The 20,397-nt window shown below is 66.7% G+C and carries 19 protein-coding genes; 12 read left to right on the forward strand and 7 right to left on the reverse strand.

The window, feature by feature from the left end; genetic code table 11:
* Nucleotides 1-42: 42 nt before the first annotated feature.
* Nucleotides 43-726, forward strand: coding sequence for a Crp/Fnr family transcriptional regulator (locus ASE00_RS00795; RefSeq protein WP_235538484.1), 684 nt, complete (start codon nucleotides 43-45; stop codon nucleotides 724-726).
* Nucleotides 727-746: 20 nt separating this feature from the next.
* Here the strand turns inward: ASE00_RS00795 and ASE00_RS00800 are convergent, their stop codons facing one another.
* From ASE00_RS00800 to ASE00_RS00810, 3 genes are read right to left on the reverse strand one after another with little or no spacing between them, the layout of a single operon-like run.
* A complete protein-coding gene (locus tag ASE00_RS00800) occupies nucleotides 747-2,315 on the reverse strand; it encodes a tetratricopeptide repeat-containing protein (protein WP_235538485.1) in 1,569 nt (522 codons plus the stop codon).
* Between the two features lie 31 nt (nucleotides 2,316-2,346).
* Nucleotides 2,347-2,841: a nucleotide synthetase gene (locus ASE00_RS00805; protein ID WP_056376958.1), complete on the reverse strand. Its 495-nt coding sequence runs from the start codon at nucleotides 2,839-2,841 to the stop codon at nucleotides 2,347-2,349.
* 3 nt (nucleotides 2,842-2,844) lie between these two features.
* Nucleotides 2,845-4,449, reverse strand: a complete 1,605-nt coding sequence (locus ASE00_RS00810; protein WP_056376960.1) for a toll/interleukin-1 receptor domain-containing protein — start codon at nucleotides 4,447-4,449, stop codon at nucleotides 2,845-2,847.
* Nucleotides 4,450-4,713: 264 nt separating this feature from the next.
* On the opposite strand from ASE00_RS00810, the gene ASE00_RS00815 reads away from it, so the two are divergent.
* Nucleotides 4,714-5,625 (forward strand): hypothetical protein, encoded by a 912-nt coding sequence (locus ASE00_RS00815; protein WP_056376961.1) that lies wholly within the window; start codon nucleotides 4,714-4,716, stop codon nucleotides 5,623-5,625.
* A gap of 26 nt (nucleotides 5,626-5,651) precedes the next feature.
* On the opposite strand, the gene ASE00_RS24300 is transcribed toward ASE00_RS00815, so the two are convergent.
* Nucleotides 5,652-7,022 (reverse strand): methyl-accepting chemotaxis protein, encoded by a 1,371-nt coding sequence (locus ASE00_RS24300; RefSeq protein WP_056376964.1) that lies wholly within the window; start codon nucleotides 7,020-7,022, stop codon nucleotides 5,652-5,654.
* Between the two features lie 146 nt (nucleotides 7,023-7,168).
* Between ASE00_RS24300 and ASE00_RS00825 the strand changes: the two genes are divergently transcribed.
* The 3 genes from ASE00_RS00825 to ASE00_RS00835 are packed head-to-tail and all read left to right on the forward strand — an operon-like array spanning nucleotide 7,169 to nucleotide 9,712.
* Nucleotides 7,169-8,023, forward strand: coding sequence for a neutral zinc metallopeptidase (locus ASE00_RS00825; RefSeq protein ID WP_056376966.1), 855 nt, complete (start codon nucleotides 7,169-7,171; stop codon nucleotides 8,021-8,023).
* 1 nt (nucleotide 8,024) lies between these two features.
* Nucleotides 8,025-8,792, forward strand: coding sequence for a histidine phosphatase family protein (locus ASE00_RS00830; protein WP_200957861.1), 768 nt, complete (start codon nucleotides 8,025-8,027; stop codon nucleotides 8,790-8,792).
* Nucleotides 8,789-9,712, forward strand: coding sequence for an NAD(P)H-hydrate dehydratase (locus ASE00_RS00835; RefSeq protein ID WP_056376968.1), 924 nt, complete (start codon nucleotides 8,789-8,791; stop codon nucleotides 9,710-9,712). The genes ASE00_RS00830 and ASE00_RS00835 overlap by 4 nt, the downstream gene beginning before the upstream one ends.
* On the opposite strand, the gene ASE00_RS00840 is transcribed toward ASE00_RS00835, so the two are convergent.
* On the reverse strand, nucleotides 9,654-10,787 hold the full coding sequence (locus ASE00_RS00840; RefSeq protein WP_056379152.1) for a glycoside hydrolase family 68 protein: 1,134 nt from the start codon (nucleotides 10,785-10,787) through the stop codon (nucleotides 9,654-9,656). The genes ASE00_RS00835 and ASE00_RS00840 overlap by 59 nt on opposite strands.
* Before the next feature lie 156 nt (nucleotides 10,788-10,943).
* On the opposite strand from ASE00_RS00840, the gene ASE00_RS00845 reads away from it, so the two are divergent.
* Nucleotides 10,944-12,203 (forward strand): MFS transporter, encoded by a 1,260-nt coding sequence (locus ASE00_RS00845; RefSeq protein ID WP_056379155.1) that lies wholly within the window; start codon nucleotides 10,944-10,946, stop codon nucleotides 12,201-12,203.
* Between the two features lie 65 nt (nucleotides 12,204-12,268).
* Complete coding sequence (locus ASE00_RS00850) at nucleotides 12,269-12,697, forward strand: VOC family protein (RefSeq protein ID WP_056376970.1); 429 nt, start codon at nucleotides 12,269-12,271, stop codon at nucleotides 12,695-12,697.
* A gap of 189 nt (nucleotides 12,698-12,886) precedes the next feature.
* Here the strand turns inward: ASE00_RS00850 and ASE00_RS00855 are convergent, their stop codons facing one another.
* The gene (locus ASE00_RS00855) at nucleotides 12,887-13,456 is read right to left on the reverse strand and encodes a nitroreductase family protein (protein ID WP_056376972.1); all 570 of its coding nucleotides are present in this window, start codon (nucleotides 13,454-13,456) and stop codon (nucleotides 12,887-12,889) included.
* A gap of 166 nt (nucleotides 13,457-13,622) precedes the next feature.
* Between ASE00_RS00855 and ASE00_RS00860 the strand changes: the two genes are divergently transcribed.
* Nucleotides 13,623-14,924 carry an ammonium transporter gene (locus tag ASE00_RS00860; RefSeq protein ID WP_235538486.1) on the forward strand — a complete coding sequence of 434 codons (1,302 nt, stop codon included), beginning with the start codon at nucleotides 13,623-13,625 and terminating at the stop codon, nucleotides 14,922-14,924.
* A 20-nt stretch (nucleotides 14,925-14,944) separates the two neighbouring features.
* Here ASE00_RS00860 and ASE00_RS00865 read toward each other — a convergent pair whose 3' ends face one another.
* On the reverse strand, nucleotides 14,945-16,807 hold the full coding sequence (locus tag ASE00_RS00865) for a DUF885 domain-containing protein (protein WP_235538487.1): 1,863 nt from the start codon (nucleotides 16,805-16,807) through the stop codon (nucleotides 14,945-14,947).
* 64 nt (nucleotides 16,808-16,871) lie between these two features.
* On the opposite strand from ASE00_RS00865, the gene ASE00_RS00870 reads away from it, so the two are divergent.
* The 4 genes from ASE00_RS00870 (at nucleotide 16,872) to ASE00_RS00885 (ending at nucleotide 20,395) form a co-directional block, all read left to right on the forward strand.
* Nucleotides 16,872-17,609 carry an enoyl-CoA hydratase/isomerase family protein gene (locus ASE00_RS00870; protein ID WP_056376976.1) on the forward strand — a complete coding sequence of 246 codons (738 nt, stop codon included), beginning with the start codon at nucleotides 16,872-16,874 and terminating at the stop codon, nucleotides 17,607-17,609.
* Nucleotides 17,606-18,295 (forward strand): N-formylglutamate amidohydrolase, encoded by a 690-nt coding sequence (locus ASE00_RS00875; protein WP_056376978.1) that lies wholly within the window; start codon nucleotides 17,606-17,608, stop codon nucleotides 18,293-18,295. The genes ASE00_RS00870 and ASE00_RS00875 overlap by 4 nt, the downstream gene beginning before the upstream one ends.
* A gap of 36 nt (nucleotides 18,296-18,331) precedes the next feature.
* Nucleotides 18,332-18,979 (forward strand): TetR/AcrR family transcriptional regulator, encoded by a 648-nt coding sequence (locus ASE00_RS00880; RefSeq protein WP_162256381.1) that lies wholly within the window; start codon nucleotides 18,332-18,334, stop codon nucleotides 18,977-18,979.
* Between the two features lie 147 nt (nucleotides 18,980-19,126).
* Nucleotides 19,127-20,395, forward strand: a complete 1,269-nt coding sequence (locus ASE00_RS00885) for an acyl-CoA dehydrogenase family protein (RefSeq protein ID WP_162256382.1) — start codon at nucleotides 19,127-19,129, stop codon at nucleotides 20,393-20,395.
* Nucleotides 20,396-20,397: the final 2 nt, after the last annotated feature.

The following is a 20,397-nucleotide window of genomic DNA, read 5'->3' on the forward strand; positions in this document are numbered from 1 at the left end:
TTATCGGTCGCACGAAATTGCGCTATGCAGGGCGGGGCACCGATGGCACCGTCGATGCAGGGGACGATGCCGTTGGATCTCGATGAGCGAATAGCCGCGGTACGGGCGATCTTCCGGTGTGACGATCAGACCGCACGCCGGCTCAACGCGGTGCTGGTGCATCAGCATGTCGCAGCGAAGCAGCCCATCGCACATCAGGGCGATCCTTCGAACCATTGCTGGCTCGTCATCGACGGCGCGGTTCGGGTGCATGCGCTGGGCATCGACGGGCAGCGCCAGCAGCTCGCGCAGCATGGGCCCGGCGAACTGTTCGGCGCCTATCCCGAACCGACCATCCATCGCGCCGAAATCGCGGCGCAGAAGGAGACCCACCTGCTGCGGGTCGAAGCGCGGACGCTGTCGGCGCTCGCCGCCGAACATGCCCAGATAGGGTCGGCGCTTGCCATCCTGCTCGCCCGCCAGCTTGATCGCGCGCTCGACCGCGTGGTCGCCCGCACCACCTATAGCGCGACCGGGCGGGTCTATGCGCAGCTACTCCAGCTTGCCGGGGAAAGCCTGCGCATCGCCCCGCCGCCTTTGGTGACCGCGCTCGCGCTGAGCGCCAACACCTCGCGCGAGACCGCGTCCCGCGCGCTGGCGTCGCTGATCCGGCGCGGCATCGTTAGACGGGATGACAGCGAATTGGTGATCGCCGCGCCGCGCATGTTGCAGGAACTGATCTGTTAGCCGAGCGAACATTGAGTTCGTCACCCCGGGCTTGATCCGGGGTCCCGCTTCCTTTGCACGGTGGACGAAGAAAAGCGGGATCCCGGGTCAAGCCCGGGATGACGAGACAGATCAGGCGTCCGAGCCCAGCTCACCATGCTGATCGGAATATCGCCGAGCGGTGTGACGATCTCGCCCGCGGCCTCGAAGTTGAGATATGGGGCGTGGAGGTCCATCGCCAGCGCGCCGGGGCAGGCGGCGTAGACGCTGTCGGCGGGAGCGGCGCGGGCGAGCAGCATGGCGGTCTCGGCCATGTCGTCGAGCGGCTCGTCCTCGATATCGACGATCCGGTAATCGAGTCCGATCCGGTTGCCCGGCGCAGCGCGGAGCGCAGCTACTGCCAGATCGGCGGCTGCCGCGAGCGTCTCGACCTGCATGACCGTGAGGCCTGACAGCGTGTCGGTCAGCGCCCCGGCGGGGAGCGGAAGGTCCGGCGGCAGCGGACGGGCGGAGGCGAGGATCGCGCGCCGGCTGCGGATCGCGAGCGGCTGTTCGCTGCGCGCCGCGGATCGTTCGATCACGATATCGTGGAAGCTCAGGCCCCGGCGGCGCCAGGCGGTTTCGGATGCGAAGGGCGGATCGGACGGGCGGCGGACCCGCAGCGCGACTGCTTCGCTGGCGAGCGTGCGGGCGCGGCGGATGGCGAGGCCCATCGCCACTTCCTCGCCCAGGGTGATGCCCGCTTCGGACAGGACATCCGCGTCGGACAAGGTCTCGATCTGCTCGGCGTCGTCGATCAGCCGGTCGAAGCGGGCCGCCCAGTCCGCACCGAAGCGGGCAACCGATTCCTGGCGAAAGATGTCGATCGAGGTTGGCAGCACGACGTGCAGTTGCGCGCCGCGCGCCACCGCGATTTCGGCGACGACGATGTCCGCGCCCGCGGCCAGCGCGCCGAACACGAAACCGGGACGGATCGCGTCATAGGCGGCGGTGATCGCCTCGCGGGCGCCGGCATCGTCGTGCGCCAGCCCGATCAGCCCGCTGAAGTGCAGGCTCGGCGGCGGGCGGAGATGATCGAGCATCGTCGCGGGCTGCCCTGCCTGTTCGAGGATGAGCCTCAACTGGCCGAGCGTGGCGGCATGGTCCTCCCAGGCCGATGGCGTGCCGGCGATTGCGGCTTCCAGCGCCGCTTTGCCCGCAGCGTAGCGGCCGAGCAGCAGTTCGGCTTCGGCGCGGGTGGCGCCCAGCCAGTAATGCGTTTCGGGCTCGTGGCGGCCGCTGTCGAGCAGCGCCAGAGTCTTTTCGGCGAGCAGCCGGGCCTGATCGGCCTTGTCGTTGAAGAAGGCGATCGTCGCGGCGTTGATCAGCGGATAGGTGGCGCGCCGGTCGCCCGCTGCCGCCAGATAGGCAGCCTCGGCCTGTTCGAAAAACGCCGATCGCTGCGCGCCGCCCGCGCGGAGCGCACGATCCTTGAGCAGACGCCCGCGCAGGCTGAGCGCGTCGGGCTGAGTCGAGAACAGCAGGCCTGACGCCTCGAACATCCGCCAGGCGCGTAGCGTGTCGCCCGTGCGGGCGACCTGCCTGATCCTGGCGAGGTTCGATAGAGTCACGCGGTCATTCTCCAGCCCGATTGGTCAGCGGTCAATAATGGGTGAGTTTGGGCGGCGGGTTCTTGATGTCCGGATCGATGGTGATCGCGATCCACTTCGGGCCGCCTTCGGGGCAATAGCCCTGAAGGAAGTCGGCATTGATGTTGAACCCGTGCGTCGTGTCATATTTGCCGCCGCGATTGTAGCGGGCCGTGAAGCGCGCGATCCTGTACCGGTCCAGCTTCTCGTCATAGCCGTCATATTCGAGCCCGCCATAGAAGACGCCGAGCGCGTCCTTGGTGGTCACCCCGTCGGCATCCTTGGAGAAATAGAGCTGTTCGCCCTGCAGCTCGATTTCGACCACCGCATCCCGGGCGATCGCGATATAGTCCTGGTTGCGGGTCTTGTCCTGCTCATAGCGCAGGGCGATCCGCCCGTCCTCGACCCCCAGGACGACGACGAAGCGGACCGTTTCCGCAGGCGTCACCCCGGAAGGCGCGAGCACCGCGATCGGATGCTGGACATAGGACGGACGGCACACAGGCATCTCCTAATTGGTCATGGAATGGGTGAATTCCTGGCGCCATATGCGCCAGTCCTTGTTCTCGGGGTCCGATGCGATCAGTTCGTCGATCAGGCGGCGTGAATCCGCGACCATCGCGTCCGCCCGCCGATGCTCGCCCAGGGCGCGGAGCAGCGCCGCCGTCGAGAAGCGGGCGAGCATCCAGTCCTGGCGGTAGCTGGCGTTCTTGGCGTCCTGCGTCAGCAACCTGTCGATGATCGCCATCTGTTTCTCGCGCTCCGCCAGCGCGTCCCGATCCCGTCCGCCCAGCCGCAGTGCGTCCGCCATCCAGGCGTGGCGGTTGGCGAGATCGCTCTGGATCGTTGCGTCGTCCGGTTGCGCCCGCGCTACCCGCTCGATCGTCTGCAATGCCGATCGGCAGGCATCGAGATCGGCGGCGGGGCCTTTGCGCGCGATGGCGATCGTGCAGATATTGCCCTCGGCATAGCCGAGCTCGCGCCAATATTTCAGGTTGGCGGGTTCGATCTCGGTGAGCCGCCGGGCGAGCGACCGATAGGCGACGAAGCGCGGCAGCGCCTTGTCGAGACGGTCGCGGGCGAAATCGACATAGCCGATCCAGAACTCGCTCTGGGCGTGGGCGAAGATGCGCAGCGGATCGTCCGGATTGGCGGCGAGCAGCGCGGCGGTGGTGCGGTGCGCCTCGACGAACTTTGCGAGCGCGGCGGCATTCTTGCCGCGCTTCTGGTCGTCCTCGCCCATTGCATGCAGCACGCGCGCACGTCGTTCGAGCGATTCCACGGGCAGCTTCGACAGGTCCGACTGTTCGCCATAATAGGCCAGCGCACGGTCGTTGACCGATCCGAGAACATCCAGCCTGCCGACCCCCTGCAGCCTTGTTCTGAGATCGGTGAGCATAAACTCGATCAGGCCTTCCGCTTGCCGCCGCTGTTGCTCCGCCTCGCGCCGCGCCATCACCGCGAGGATCAGCAGGAAGCTCATCAATAAGGCGAATACCATCGCGGCGAGCGTGACGGCGATCACACGCCGAAGCTGGCGCTGTGCTTCCCGCTGGATCAGTTCGTCGAGCGCGAGGCCGGTCAGCCCGGCGACGATCTTGAGCCGGGCCAGGCGCGGGCCGTCATGGTTGCGGCGGAAATCCGCGGCCACGGGTTCGCTGACGACCCCCAGCGCGTCGGCCTCGGTCAGCGCTTCGGGGAAGCTGTCGCGCGGTTCGCCCGACAGCAGCGCGGCGATGATCGGCCGGTCGGGATGGAGGCTGCGGAACAGCCGGATCTCGGCATTGACCCACATCGAGGCGCGGGCGGCGGGGGAGCATAGCACGAGCAGTACGTCCGACGCCGCGAGCGCATTGGCCACCGCCGCGTCGAGGCTCGACGATGCGGGAAGCTCGAGCCGGTCGCGAAAGATTGGGGTCAGCCGCCGTGCGACGGTACCGAGCCGGGTGGTCCGGCCGACCAGACGGCGCGGCATGCGATAGGATTCGAGCCAGCGATGAAGGCGCCGGGCAGATGCTTCGTCCTTGTGGGCATAGCTGATGAAGGCGCGGTACCCCGCGGCGTCCGATGGCGCACTGGGCAATGTCCTGGTCAGCTCGCCCACTGGCATAGTCATTCGCCGGCCCCCAACCGGTCTTTCGTGGCGCCGGTCCGTGCCGCGACGGCGTATGCCGTTTAAGGCGATTGCGGGCGGCAAGGGAAGGGCGGATCGCGGCATGACCGCCCCGAATGGGCCAAGGCGCGACAATAACGCGATATTTGGTGCGCGAGCGATACGATCTTTCGAACGCGTGACGGCCGTCACGCTCGGGGCAAAGGGACCTCGACGATAATTCCCGCGCGGATGGGGATCGGGCCGCGGTGAGGAGGCGGGCATGCGATGGTGATTCTGGCGAATTCTGGTGCGACACAGGTCGCGATGCTGGCGCGGCTGGCGCACGCGCGGCGCGCGTTCGAGCGCGATCGGCCTGCCCAGTTGCGGCTCGATGTCGACAAGATGTTCAGCCAGACCTACCGGCTGAAGCTTTCCCAGGTGCTGCCCCAACCCGAGATGGCGATCATGCTGTCGGCCGAGGAACTCCGCGAGCGCGCGCTGGCCCGCGCGCGCCGTGGCGATCTGGCCGACGCGATGGTGCAGCTGCGCCGCGCGGCGGCGCTGTGCGACGACGGGTTGTTATCCGATCACGCCCGCATCGCCGGCCTGTCCTTTCAGCGCGCCGCCGAGGCCTTCCTGGCATATCGGCTGGGCCGGCATGATGAGGCGGAGCGCGGGCTGGAGGATGCGATCATTGCCTGCGATCATCTCGGCGACGTGTTCGGCGACGCCATGGAGTTTCGGCGCGTCCATTTCGCGCGCAATGTATTGCGCGTGCGCTGCCACAGCGCGTCGTCCGAGCGGGTGGTCGCCGATACGGTCGACCTGCTTTATTATATTGCGGGCGACGCGTCGCGCTGGCCGCTGATCGTCGGACGAGGGCTGGGCACCCCGGGGCGGCTATCGGCGGCGCAACGGAGCTGGGCGATCGATGAAGTCATCGTCAACCTCGCGCTGGATCCGGTCGACATCGCGGCGGGACGGGGTTTCGTGCCGCGGATCGTGCATCGGCGCGGCTTCGACGAGCATCTGTTCGCATCGTTCGAATGGTGCGACGCGATGATGGCGCACCGCGCGCAGGACCCGCGCAGCTTTGCCCGGCATGCGATCGCCTTCTACGACCGGCGCAACTATGATCTCGTCCAGGCGGGACGGATATTGCACATGGCGATCGACCGGCTGGGCATAGAGGGCTGACAGGCTCTGCCCGGGCGGACGCCGTCTCAGATGGCGATCCGCGCCGCGAAGCCGTGGGCGGTAGTCTCCAGCTGGCCGAGTTGATCGTCGACGGTGCGGAAGCCCGCGTCGAGCCTGTCGATGTCGGCAGCGACGCTTTCGGTATCGGCGCGGATCTCGGCGATCGTCGACGACATCGAATCCGCCGCCATCGCGGTCTGGTCGACCGCTGCGGTGATCATCGTCACGGTCTGCGCCTGGGTGTCCATGGCCTCGCGGATGCGGCTGGCGAGATTTTCGACCTCGCCCACGGTTTCGCGGATCGAGCCATTGGCCTCGACCGCCTGGCGGGTGGCCGCCTGGATCGAAGCGATCTTCTGGGCGATGTCGTCGGTCGCGCGCGCGGTCTGGCTGGCGAGATTCTTCACCTCCTGGGCGACTACCGCGAAGCCGCGGCCGGCGTCCCCGGCGCGCGCCGCCTCGATCGTGGCGTTGAGCGCGAGCAGATTGGTCTGGCCGGCGATGTCACGGATCAGGCCCAGGATCGATTCGATCGCGCGGGCGTGGGTCGACAGCGCTTCGGAGACTTCGACCGCCTGTGTCGACTGGCCGGCCGCGCGGGTGGCGACCTCGGCGGCGACGTCGACCTCGCGGCGTGCTTCCTCGATCGCTCGAATCAGCCCCGATGCCGTATGCGCCGCGTCGCGCATCGCGGTTGCCGATTGTTCGGCGGCTGAGGCTACTTCCGATGTCTTGCCGAGCATGCCGCGCGCCGAGCGGGCGGCATCGCCGGTCTGATCGCGCAGCGCGTTCGAGTTCCTGAGCGAGGCGGCCAATATATCGCTGATGTCGGTGCGGAAAATCGTGCTCGCGGCTTCCTGCATCGCCAGCGCCTTCTGGCGGCGCACCGAATTGATGTAGGACAGGTCGAGGTCGAGTTCGATCGAGCCGAGCAGGTTCAGCGTCCGCTGGCATTCCAGCGCGAAGTCGGGATCGTCGGGATAGGCCGCCTTGACCCGGTCGACGAGCAGTTCGCTCTCCCGCGCCCGGCGCAGCACGACGCGTGGAATGGGAACCTTTAGCTGATGGATGATCACGCCGATGCGCGACAGCAGACGAATCCAGTTCGCGTCGATCGGACGGGTATAGATGTAGCGGCGGCGTTCGACATAGGTATCGATATCGATCATCACGTCCTGCTCGACACCATGCAGCTCGAGCTCGGCGATAAGCTCGTCGAAGATCGGCGTCCAGTAATCGCGGGCGTTCTGGAGAATGATGTCGGAAGCGCGGTCCCACATGGTTGCGAGCCGCGCACGCAGCGTGCCATCGCCGCCATAGGCCTCGGCCCGTTCGGCGATCTCGGCATCGGTCAGCATGCTCTCATTGGGGGCGACCGGCGTAGCCGACATATCCATGACAATCTCCTCTCAACATGGGCCATAGGGCGCATATGGTTAACAAGCTGTAATCCTGCCGGGCGGTGGAGATTTGGCGGCCGGCATCGGCCGCGCGCGCAACCATTACGGGCTCAGTGCATTGTTTCTCGGACAGGGAGGATTGCATGCGGCTCGACGACGAACGCGAAAGCAGCAACTATGAGGTGCGCTCGGGCGGGGGCGGCTTCGGCCTGCCGATGGGGATTCCGCTGGGCCGCGGCGGCCTGGGCTGCGGATCGCTGATCGTGATCGGCGTCATCTCGCTCATCTTCGGGGTGAACCCGCTCTCTCTGCTCTCACAGGATGGCGCCCCCGTTGTCCAGCAGGGCGAGCCCGGCGGGGCTCCCCAGGACTTGACCGAGACGCAGCGTCGTTCGCTCAAGGTGCTGGGGTCGACCGAGCGGGTGTGGGGCAAGCTCTTCGCCGATCAGGGCGGACAATATTCGCCGACGATTCTGGCTTTCTACGCTGGCGGCACGCAGTCGGGCTGCGGCAGCGCCAATGCCTCGGCGGGTCCCTTTTATTGTCCAACCGACAAGCGCGTCTTTCTCGATACGAGCTTCTTCGACGAACTGGCCAATCGCTTTGGTGCGCCGGGCGAGTTCGCGCAGGCCTATGTGATCGCGCATGAGGTCGGCCATCATGTCCAGGACCTCGAAGGCACGCTGGACAAGGTTCATTCGGCGCAGTCGCGATTGAGCGAGCGCGAGGCCAATGCCCTACAGGTCAAGGTCGAGCTTCAGGCCGACTGCTATGCCGGCGTCTGGGCTGCGAACGACAAGAACCTGCTTGAGCCCGGCGACGCCGAGGCTGGCATGCGCGCCGCGGCGGCGGTCGGCGACGACACGCTGCAAAAGGCCAGTCAGGGCCAGGTCGTCCCCGAAGCCTTCACCCATGGCAGCGCCGCCGAGCGGCAGAGATGGTTGCAGATCGGGCTGACGACCGGCGATCCCGCGCGCTGCGATACGTTCGGCGGCTGACGTGGTGGAGCAGAGTTGGCCCGACCGCCTGTGGATCATCCGCCATGGCCAGAGCGCCGGCAATGTCGCGCGCGACGCCGCGCATGAGGCGATGCTCGACCGGATCGCGATCAGCGGTCGTGACGTCGATGTCCCGCTAAGCGCTCTCGGCGAGCAGCAGGCGGAGGCGCTCGGCCACTGGTTCGCGCAGAACGGGCCGGACGAGCGGCCAGATGTCCTGATCTCGTCGCCCTATCGCCGCGCCCTGCAGACGGCACGGCTGTTCCGCGACGCCGGCGGCGCCGAGCCCGACGAAGTCGTTTGCATGGACGAAAGGCTGCGCGAAAAGGAGTTCGGCATTCTCGACGGGCTGACCACGCTGGGGATTGGCAACGCCTTTCCCGAGCAGGCCGATTTCCGGAAGACGCTTGGCAAATTCTACCATCGCCCGCCGGGCGGGGAGAGCTGGTGCGACGTGATCCTTCGGCTCCGTTCGTTGCTCGACACCGTATCGCTCCATTATCCCAGACGGCGGGTCATGATCTTCGCGCATCAGGTGGTAGTGCTGTGCATGCGCTACATCATCGAAAATCTGGACGAGGAGGGGATATTGGCGATCGACCGGCAGGCCGACGTCGCCAATTGCTCGGTCACCGAATATCGCTTCGATCCTAATGCGGGCAAGCACGGCAATCTCGTCCTCGTCCGCTATAATGCGACTGCACCGATGGAAGCGGAGAATGCGCCCGTCACCCGCGCGCGCGATCCGATCGTGGCGGCGCGGGGATGAGCGCCGAGCCGATCGATCCCGCCTGGCTCGCGGCGCATTCCTTGCCCGATCATGGGCGCGGCACCGATAAGAATGCCCGCGGCCGGGTGCTGCTGGTCGGCGGCAGCATGTTCGTGCCGGGCGCTTTGGGGCTGACGGGCGAGGCGGTGTTGCGCGCGGGCGCGGGCAAGCTCCAGATCGCGACGGTCGATCAGGCCGCCATGCATCTGGGCGTGCTGGTGCCCGAAGCAGCGATGATCGGCCTACCCACCGATGCCGAGGGGGAAATCGCCGAGAATGCGGCCTATCGGCTGATGGACGCCGCCAGCCATTGCGACACGCTGCTGATCGGTCCGGGCATGGTCAGCAAGACGAGCGCTCAGGCGATGGTCGAGGAGCTGCTCGGCCAACTCGACGGCGAGCAGGTCGCGATCCTCGACGCCGCGGCGCTGAGCTGCGCGCGCAGCATGGCTCCAAGGATCGCGGCGCTCGACGGACGCGCGATTCTGACGCCGCATCACGGCGAGATGGCGAGTCTGACCAGCATGGCGATCGAGGAGATCGCCGCCGACCCGATCGACTGCGCCCGTTCGGTCGCGGCGGTCTGCAATGCGGTGGTGGTGCTCAAGGCCGGTGCGACGATCGTCGCCGCGCCCGATGGCACTGCGTTGCGTTATGCAAGCGATTGCGTCGGCCTCGCCACCGGCGGGTCGGGCGACGTTCTCGCGGGAATCATGGCCGGGCTCGCCGCGCGCGGGGCCGATCCGCTGACCGCTGCGGTCTGGGGCGTATGGCTGCATGGCGAGGCGGGGTTGCGGGCTTCGGCGCGAGTCGGCCCGATCGGCTTCCTCGCCCGCGACCTGATCTTCGAGATACCGGCGCTTATGAACGAGGCTGGATCAGCATCACCCGCTCCCCGTCGAAGCGAAGCTGAAGGATAGGCGCGGGCGCGCCGCCAAAATGGGCGCGGGCCTCGGCGGTGTCGACGGGCGGATGCGACAGGCCGACCAGATCGGCGAAGCTCCATACGCTGCCATCTTTCAGCACCTGCCAACTATACGCCTGAAAGGGCGCTGCGGGCGGGTTGGCGAATACCAGCCCCGATCCGTTGAGGGGGCACCATGGCCCGGCTATATCGTCCGCGACGAGGCCATAGAGCCCGGTGGGACCAGCCGGGCCGCCTTCGGCGAAGACCTTGGCCTGGGTCGACCAGAACAGGTAGCGGCGGTCTGCAACGACGATTATGTGCGGCCGCTCCAGTTCATTGTTGAGGCCCGTCGCATCGACCAGAGGCCGTTGCAGTGACCAGTCTGCGCCCTCGCGGCGGGCAAGACCGACCAACCCGTTCCAGCGTGACGCAGCCTCGGCGCGCGAGGCGGTAAACAGCAGATAATCGACGCCGTCGGCCGGATCGCGCCAGATGAACGGATCGCGGAAGGCCTTGATCGTCCCCGCCGCGCCGCCGCCCGCCATGTCGGTCTCGTAGATCGCGCCGTCCGGCGTCACCGTTTCGGCCGGGGCGGTCCAGCCCGACAGCGTAGGGGCCGGACCCGACGCAACCAGCGCGGCGCTGGTCATGAATATCCGCTGCGCGAAGCTGGGCTCGGCCTCTCCCCGGAAGCCGGCGGCGGTGAAATGGAGGGTCAGCCGGTCGTGCCGGGGATCGACGGTTGCGGATCCGGCCCATTCGCGGCTGCCGGGGGAGAAGCCATCGGGCAGCAGATTGCCTAGGTCGCGCCAGCCATCGTCCCGCGTGTGGAATAGCCGCAGCCTTGCCAGCGCATGACGCTCTTCTGGATCGCCGGCCATCGGTGCCGACAGCGCGATCACCATCGTCCCGCCGGCGATGCGTGCGATGGCGCCATCTTCCTCGAGGACAGGCCAATGATCCCAGAGATCGAGCCCCGCGACGGGTGGCGCAACTGCGTTGCTGCCGATCAGCGGCGCAGCGGCGGACCCGGCGTCGATCCGGGCGACATCCGCTGGCGACCAGTGGTAAGGCTCGATGGTCCGCATGCTGCAGCGATAGCGCGACCGGGCATTCGAGTAACGCGGATTTTCAACCATTTACGACATGTGTTAGGACCATCCCACAGCCCGCGCGGGGCTCCGGGGGGCCATGTGACCGCGACCCAGTTCAAGCCGCAACTCTCCGTCCCGCAAATCCTGCAGATGAATCTGGGTTTTCTGGGCCTCCAGTTCAGCTTCGGCCTCCAGCAGAGCAATATGGGACCGATCTACCGTTATCTCGGGGCGGACGAAGCCACGATGCCGCTGCTGTGGCTGGCCGGGCCGGTGACCGGCCTGATCGTCCAGCCGGTCATCGGCGCGATGAGCGACCGGACCGTCACGCGGCTCGGCCGCCGCACCCCCTATTTCCTGATCGGCGCACTGCTGTGCAGCCTGTGTCTGTTCGCGATGCCGTACAGCCCTTCGCTGTGGGCCGCCGCCAGCCTGCTCTGGGTGCTCGACGCCGCGAACAATGTGACGATGGAGCCCTATCGCGCCTATGTCGGCGACCGGCTCGACGCGCGGCAGCGTCCCCTGGGCTTCCTCAGCCAGTCGGCCTTCACCGGACTGGCCCAGACCTTGTCCTATCTCGCGCCGTCGCTGCTCGTCTGGTGGGGAATAAGCAGCGATGCGGTCGACGCGAACGGCGTTCCGGCGATCACCCGGATCGCCTTCATCGCCGGCGGCATGATCTCACTGGTTACGATCCTCTGGTCGGTGTGGCGCGTGCCCGAACGTCCCCTGCCCAAGGCCGAGCGCGCGGCGATCAGGGCGGCCCCATTGTCGGCGCGCCAGACGCTTCGCGACCTGATCGATGCGATCGCCGAGATGCCGCCGGCGATGCGGCAGCTCGCGCTTGCGATGCTGTTCCAATGGTATGCGATGTTCGCCTACTGGCAATATATAGCACTGGCGCTGGCCCGGTTGCTTTACGGCACGTCGGACCCGGCCAGCCCGGGGTTCCGCGAGGCGGTGCTGGTCAGCGGCCAGCTCGGCGCCTTCTATAATTTCATCGCCTTTATCGCGGCGTTCGCGATGGTGCCGGCCGCCCGCGCTTTGGGTGCGAAGCCGGTCCACGCCGCCTGTCTCGCGCTTTCCGGTCTGGCGATGCTCAGCCTGCCTGGGTTCGAGAGCGAGGCGGCGCTGTTCGTACCGATGGCCGGCATCGGCCTCGGTTGGGCGAGCATGATGGGCAATCCCTATGTGATGCTCGCCGACGCCATCCCGCCCGCGCGGACCGGCATCTATATGGGCATCTTCAACATGTTCATCGTCATTCCCATGCTGCTGGAAAGCGTGACGATGTGGCTGGTCTATCGCCCGCTGCTGGGCGGCGATCCGCGCAACGTGCTGCTGCTCGCGGGCGGGCTGATGCTGGCGGCGGCGATGGCGACGATGACGGTGCGCGCGCCAAGGACGTGAACCCAAATCGGACTTCGGCGGTTGAAGGCGAGACATCGACGATCGATAGCGAGTGAGGTGCCACGATGGAGACGCAGGAACTGCACCGTGGAAGGCTGATCGATCACATCCATCTGGTCGTGAAGGATTTTCCGGCCAGCCGGACCTTCTACGAGGCGGTGTTAGGGGTGCTGGGCATACCGGTCGGCGGCCGGGCGGATGACTATATCTGGGCAGACGAGCTGTTCATATCGACCGCCGACAGCGAAGCCGCCCAGGGCAGGCTCACCGGCCGCCACCATCTCGCCTTCCAGGCGCGGGACCGCGCAATCGTCGACGCCTTCTACAAAGCGGCGCTGGCGGCGGGCGGCACTGATAATGGCGCGCCCGGCGAGCGCGCCTATCATCCGGGTTATTACGGTGCCTTCGTGCTCGACCCCGACGGCAACAATATCGAAGCGGTGTTCCACGGACCGGCGAAGAAGAGCGCCCCTTCGGTGGTCGTGACCTTCTAGGGCGGATCGACATTCAGCCCATACCGGCCTGCAAATAGCAGTTTCCCGCGCATCCGGTGCTCACGTACATTTGAGTACGCTGTGCGCCGGATCGCAGAAAACTACCATTTTCGGCTCGGTCTGAACTGAATGTCGATCCGGCCTAATTTTCAATCCTCCGCATGCCGCACATAGGGAGGATTTTCCGGCTTAGTTCACGAAATTGCCTGCGAAGGCGATCTCTTCGATCGGCTTGCGGCTGCTCGGTGCCTCCTTCGCGCGCAACCCTTCGGGCAGGATCGATGCGTCGGCCTTGCGGCCCACGACGGCGGCGGCCTCGACGCGGAAATCTTCAGGCACGCCGAGCTCGGCACGCGCAGCGTCGAAGTCGACGCCGGTCATGCCGTGCGCGTGCAACCCCATGAGCTGCGCCTGCAATGCCAGCGACATCCACGCCGCGCCGGTATCAAAGCTGTGGCTGTGCGACGGCTTGTCATGGGCCGTCATCGCGGACACGAAGAAAACCAGCAGCGAAGCATCCTTCGCCCATCCCTGGTTGAACGGGACCAGCAGGCCCAGGAAACGCTCCCAATTGGCGTCGCCCGGCACCGCATAGAGCAGCCGCCATGGCTGAACGTTGAATGCTGAGGGGGCCCATCGCGCGGCGTCGAACAGGGTGTGCAGTTCGGTTTCGCTCAGCGCCGATCCGTCGAAGGCGCGTGGCGACCAGCGGTCGAGGAAGAGGCGGTCGAGCTGGGTATCGGTGCTCCGGTCGGTCATATCTGCTCCGTGGCGATGGCGTTGCTATCACAAGCTGCTTAGCGGCGGCGCGCAGCTCCGGCCATCCCATCGGTGGAAACAGTTCGTTCGAGAAAGCAGAACGATCTTGCGTGCAAATCCTGCAACCGGCAAAGACGCCGCCGGATATATAATGGGGGAGAGGGTGATGGGCATGACGCGCACGTCGCGGGCGGCGATGGGCGGTGCATTGATGCTGCAGGCAGGGGTTGCCGGCGCGCAGACGAACGCCGCGCCGACCGACAGCGGCGACACCGCCTTTATCATCATTGCCTCCGCTCTCGTCCTGTTCATGACCCTGCCGGGGCTGGCGCTCTTCTATGGCGGTCTCGTCCGCGCCAAGAATTTCCTGTCGGTGTTGATGCAGTGCTTCGCGATTGCGGCGCTGGTCTCGCTGCTCTGGGTGGCGGGCGGCTACAGCCTGGCCTTCGCCACGGGCACGCCGTGGATCGGCGATCTGTCGATGGCGGGGCTGAGTGGGCTCGCGGCGGCGCGCGCGGGGCTCAGCATCCCCGAGAATGTCTTCGCGCTCTATCAGATGATGTTCGCGATCATCACCCCCGCGCTGATCATCGGCGCCTTCCCCGAACGCGTCCGCTTCGGCTGGCTGATGCTGTTCACCGCGGGCTGGCTGCTAGTCGTCTACATCCCGGCGGCACACTGGATCTGGGGCGGCGGCTGGATGGCGGCGCGCGGGGTGCTCGATTTTGCGGGTGGCATCGTCGTCCACACGACGGCAGGCATTTCGGCGCTGGTCATCGCGATGATGATCGGCAAGCGGCGCGGCTTCCCGCAAACGATGATCCCGCCGCACAGCCCGGCGATGACGATGATCGGCGCGGGCATGCTGTGGGTCGGCTGGTTCGGCTTCAACGGCGGATCGGCGCTCGCCGCCAATGCCGCGGCAGGCGGGGCGCTGCTCGCGACCCATCTCGCCGCCTCGACCGCCGCGCTCGGCTGGGCGCTGCTCGAACGGATCAAGATCGGCAAGGCGACCTCGGTCGGCCTGGTCACCGGCGCGATCGCCGGGCTGGCGACGGTGACCCCGGCGGCGGGCTATATCTCACCGCTCGGCGGGGTGGTCTGCGGCCTTTTTGGCGCGGGCGTCTGCTTCGCGGCGGTGCTGTCGATCAAGCAGCGCTGGCGGGTCGACGACTCGCTCGACGTGTTCGCGGTGCACGGCGTCGGCGGCATCGTCGGCTCGCTGCTGCTCGCGCCGCTGGCGAGCAGTGCTTTCGGCGGTGTCGGGCTTGCGGAAGGCCGTACGATCCTAGGCCAGCTCGGCGCTCAGGCGATGGGCGTGGTGCTGATCATGCTCTGGTCGGCGGTAGCCAGCTATGGTCTTGCGAAGCTCGCCGGGCTGCTGGTGCCGATGCGCGTCGACGGCGAGGCCGAGCATGACGGCCTCGACCTGTCGAGCCATGGTGAACGCGCCTACGAGTTCGATTAAGCACCAAAACCCGCCCTTCCTCAGGATGAGCGGGTTTTCTGATTAGGCGGCAACACCACGCTTTCGAGCAGGTCCATCGGCATCGCGCCATTGCCCAGCACCAGCGCGTGGAACTGCTTGAGGTCGTAGCGCTTGCCCATCCGCGCGCGATATTTGTCGCGCAAGGCCAGAAGGCGGAGCTGGCCGAGCTTGTAGCCGAGCGCCTGTCCCGGCCAGGCCATATAGCGTTCGATCTCGGCGACGATCTCGCTCATCGGCGATCCGGTGTTCGCCTGCATATAGCTGATCGCCTGCTCGCGGGTCCATTTGAGCTGGTGCATGCCGGTGTCGACCACCAGCCGGACGCAGCGGAACAGATCGTCGGCCAGCCGTCCGACATCGCCGGCGGGATCATGGGCGTACAGGCCAAGCTCGGAGGCGAGCCGCTCGGCATAGAGGCCCCAGCCTTCCTGATAGGCGTTGAAGCTGGCGATGCGCAGCATCAGCGGCGCCTGGGGGAGGGCGAGCAGGGTGGCGCCCTGGGTGTGGTGGCCGGGCACGCCTTCATGATAGCTGAGAGTCGGCATCGCAAAACGCTGGATGCCGTGCATGTCGCGCAGGTTGATCCAGTAGATGCCCGGCCGCGAGCCATCGAGCGACGGGCCGTCATAATAGCCGCCCGGGGCCGAATCCTGGGTCGCCTCCGGCACCGCGCGGATTTCGAGATGCTGGTTGGGGATCATCGCCCTGAGCAGGAAGCTGTGCTGGCGCGCCTCCATGCCCGCGACCAGCGAGCGCAGATAGGCGAGCACCTGCTCGCGCCCGGCGGGTGTATCAGGGAAATGCTGCTTCGGGTCCGCCGACAACGCGTCGAGCCGCTGGCGCAGCCCGCCCCTGCGATAGCCGAGCTGCGCCAGCCGCACTTCGATGCGCGACTTGACCAGCCGAACCTGTTCGAGGCCGATGCGGTGGATCTCCTCGGGGGGCAGCGGGCTGTCGCCGACCGAGCGGACATTGGCGGCGTAGAGTTCCCCGCCGTCGCGCTGCGCCCATATGCCGGCCTCGTCGCGCCCTTCCGGCAGCATGTCGCGCACCCGGGCGCGCAGCTTGGCATAGGCCGGGCGGGCGCGCTTCTCGAGTGCCGTGATAGCGCGCTGCTCGGCGGCGGCGCGTGTGCGGCCGTCCAGCCCGGCCTGGGCCATACGATCACGCAGTGAGACGATCAGCGGATGGCTGGCGGGCGGACCAGCCAGGAAATTCTCGATCACCGGCAACGTTTTTTCCAGCAGGGCGCGCGGCGGCATGCATCCCAGCGCCTCGTCGGACCGGCTCTTTTCGATCACCCCGTCGAAACCGTTCGCGAAGCCGTCGAGCTTCTCGATCCAGGCGTCGACTTCGGTCGGTGTCGACACCGGCTGCTGCGCCATCATCACATTGGGCGTGCCGATCGCCGGGCCCGAAATCTGATTGATCACATAGGGCTCATGCCCGGAGAACCAGAAGGGATTGGGGCGGCCATAGCCGATCGCTGCCGATCGCGTACCATTTTCGATCACCTTGGCCGCGATTTTCAGGCGCAGCGTGCTCAACGGATCCCCGCGGCATTCGATCTGCTCGATCGCGATGCCGGCCTCGCCCAGCGCGGTACGCCACGCCTCTTCGCCCTGCGGCGAATAATCGTCCATCCGCCGCGCCAGCGGGCCGCCACCGGCCGCCCGCGATACCCCGCCATAGACGCCGATTTCGGGCGTATGATCGAGCAGCCTGTCGGTGATGGCGTCGATCGGGGTGACGATGGGGCAGGGGCCGGGACGCTTGGACGGAGGCGCTGCTGAAAGAGCGGGAGCGATGGCAGCGCTGCCGAGTAGGAGGGCGAACTGACGGCGCGAAAGCTGTGACGACATCCAATGTCCCGTTCTGTCTGTCAGATGTGGTGACATTTTCGGACGGGGACGGCAACAGGGCCCGATGTTCATCATCGATTCGATCGACCGTACCGCGCGGATCAGCCTCGACCGGCCCCAGGCGCGCAACGCCATTGCGATCCAGCACTGGCCGCTGCTGCGCGAGGCGATCGCGAAGGTGGCGGCATCGGACGCGCGGGTGCTGATCGTGCGCTCCATGGCCCCGAACATCTTCTGCTCGGGCGCGGATATCGGCGATCTCGAGGCGCTCGGCGCGGACCCGGCTATGCGGACGCGCTTCCGCACCGAGATGGCGGCGGCCTTCGATGCGCTGGCCAGTCTGCCGATCGCGACGATCGCGGCGATCGAGGGCGGGTGCTATGGTGCTGGGGTCGCGCTGGCGCTCGCCTGCGACATCCGGATCGCGGGGCCCAAGGCCAGCTTCGGTATCACCCCGGCCAAGGTCGGGATCGTCTATCCCGCGGGCGACGTAGCCCGGCTGAAGGCGCTGGTCGGTCCCGGGCAGGCGGCGCGGCTGCTCGCCACCGGCATGACCGTCGACGCCGATCAGGCTCTGGCCATCCGGCTGGTCGAGGAGCGTGCGGCCTCAGCGGAACAGGCTTCGCTGGAACTGGCCGAGACGATCGCCGCGAACAGCCGGTCGAGCGTCGCGGGGCTCAAGCGCATCCTGGCGGGCGATCCGGCGGCGGACGAACTGTTCGAGGACGCTTTCGGCGGGCATGATTTCCTGGAGGGCGTCGCGGCCTTCCGGGCGCGGCGGCGGCCGGTGTTCGCGCGATGAGCGATATCCTGCTGATCGCGGATCATGCCTCCAACCATGTGCCGGCCGACATCGACCTCGATATCGATCCCGCGCTGCTCAACCAGCATATGGCGATCGACATCGGCGTCGCCCCCCTGGGTCGGCTGCTCTGCGACCGGCTGGGCATGGACGGTATATATGGGCCGGTCTCGCGGCTGGTGATCGACCTCAACCGCGAGGAGGATGCTCCCGGGCTGATCCCGCTGGAGAGCGACGGTTTCGCGATTCCCGGCAACAGGCTGCTCGATGCCGAAGGGCGGCGCGCGCGGATCGCGCAGCACTGGCGGCCCTATCATGACGGCATCGCCACGCGCATCGCTGCTGACCGCCCACGCCTGATCATCTCGCTGCACAGCTTCACGCCGCGCCTCTCGACCCGGCCCGAGGAATCCCGCCCCTGGCAGGTCGGCGTGCTTTACAACCAGGACGACCGCGCCGCCCGGCCCGGCATCGCGGCGTTGTGCGCGGCGGGTGTGATCACCGGCGACAACGAACCCTATTCGGGCAAGGTCCTCAACGCGACGATGAACCGCCATGCCGAGGGCAACGCGATCCCCTATCTGGGGCTGGAGGTGCGACAGGACCTGATCGGCGACGATGCGGGGGTCTCGGCCTGGGCGGACAAGCTGGCCCCGGTGATCCGCGCGGTGGCCGACGCGCTTTAGGCTTAGCATCATCGCGGATCATGCTATCGGATGCATGTGAGCGCGACGCAGGACATAATAAAGCGGGGCAGGGGGCGTCCGCGCAACCCCGACAAACAGGCGTCGCTGATCGTTGCCGCGCATCGGCTGCTGCTCGCCAATGGTGCGGCGGGGGTGACGGTGGACCAGCTCGCCGCCGAGGCGAAGGTCGCTAAGACCACGCTCTATCTCTATTTCAAGGATAAGGACGCGATCATCGAGGCCGCGGTCCGTGAGGAGTCGCGCCGCCTGCTGGCCGACGACTGGCTCGCCCAACATGCGGGGATGAGCTTCGAGGAGACCCTTGCCGATATCGGCCGGCAGCTCATCACCAACCAGGTGACGGCGGAAGGCCTGGGCTTTCGCCGTCTGGTGGCGGAACTTGCCGACCGGCATCCGCATCTGCGCGACCGGATGTTCGACGCGGCGGCGCGGCGCATACACCGGATATTGTCCGCCGTGCTGACCAGGGCGTATGACGAAGGCCATATCGACGCACCCGACATCTCAGATGCCACCGACGCGCTGATCGGCCTGTGGGGCGGCTTTTTCATCTTCGAAGCCGAGGCCGGGTTGCGTGAGGTCAGCGCGGATGAAGTCGAACGGCATGCGCATCGCGGGGTACGGCTGTTCATGCGGCTTTTCGGCAAAAGCCAGCCGGCCTGATCCTTTTGCAGGCAAAAATGCCGACCTCGAACTCCGAGGCTGATCGGCTTCGGCTATTTACAATACTAATCAGTTTGGTAATTATCCGAGCAACGGCGGAGTCGCACGCACGCCGCCGATCTGATGCTATTCAGGGAGAAGGATTTCATGGCCGACCTTGGCCTCGCCTCGCTCGAACCCCCGGTCGCCCAGGTCGATCTGCCGAAGCCGGAAGATTATCTTCCGCGTGAGGAAGTAGCCGCGCTCACCCCTGCGATCCTGCGCGAACGGACGCTGGCGCTGAAGCCGATGATCGCCGCCAAAGCGCGCGAGACCGAGCTGGCCCGCCGTCCGCTGCCTGATGTCTGGTCGGCGCTGGCCCGTGCGGGAATTTTCTATCACTTCGTGCCCAAGCGCTACGGCGGGCTGGAGTTCGGTTTCGAGGATATGGTCGACATCATGATGCCGGTGGCGGAGGCCTGTGCCTCGACCGGCTGGGCCGCCACCTTCTGCGTCGAGCATAATTACATCTTCTCACAATTCCCAAAGGAAGCGCAGGACGAGGTCTATGCCAAGCTGCCCTATATGATCGCCCCGGGCACCGCGAGCCCGCCGGGCAAGGCGCGCAAAGCCCCCGGCGGCCTGCGCGTCTCGGGCCACTGGAAATGGGGTTCGGGAATCATGAACTCCGACTGGGTGATGGCGCAGGTCGTGATCGAGGACGGGACGCCGATGAACGGCATGCCCGACATGGCCTTCGTTGCTTTTCCGATCGAGGACTGCACCGTCCTGGACACCTGGCATATGTCGGGCATGTGCGGCACCGGCAGCAATGATTTCGTCGTCAACGACATCTTCGTGCCCGAGCATCGGGTATTGCCGTCGCGGCATTTCATCAATTGCGACGGGCCCGGCGCGCTGTCGCAAGAGAATATCATGTACCGCGGCGCGATGGTGCCGTTCACCGCGGTTGCCTGTGCCATTCCCGCGCTCGGCGCGGCGCGGGCGGCGGTCGATTATTATCGCGACAAGAGCAGGACCCGAATCCTCATGGGTACCCAGACGAAGGCGATGGACACGCAGGCGGTGCAGATCCGCCTTGGCCGCGCCGACATGCTGGCGCGCACCGCCGAACTGTTGGTGCGCGACGGATGTCGCACGATGCAGCGCGAGGTGGAGGCCGGCAATCAGTTCGACAGTGTCTGGCGCCGCCGTGTGCGTGCGCAGATCAGCGAAGGCGTGCATCTTTGCCGCGATGCCATCGTACTGGCGATGGATGGATCGGGGGCCAGCGCGCATGCGCTCGACGTGCCGATCCAGCGCTATCAGCGCGATTGCAGCGTCGTCGTCACCCATGCGCTCTACGAGCCCGACGCCAACCATGAAGCGCATGGCCGCGCGCTGCTCGATCTCGCCCCCGCCGGGCCTATGTTCTGAGG

Origin of the sequence: Sphingomonas sp. Root710 (assembly GCF_001429065.1) — a bacterium.
In the GTDB taxonomy this organism is placed as follows: domain Bacteria; phylum Pseudomonadota; class Alphaproteobacteria; order Sphingomonadales; family Sphingomonadaceae; genus Rhizorhabdus.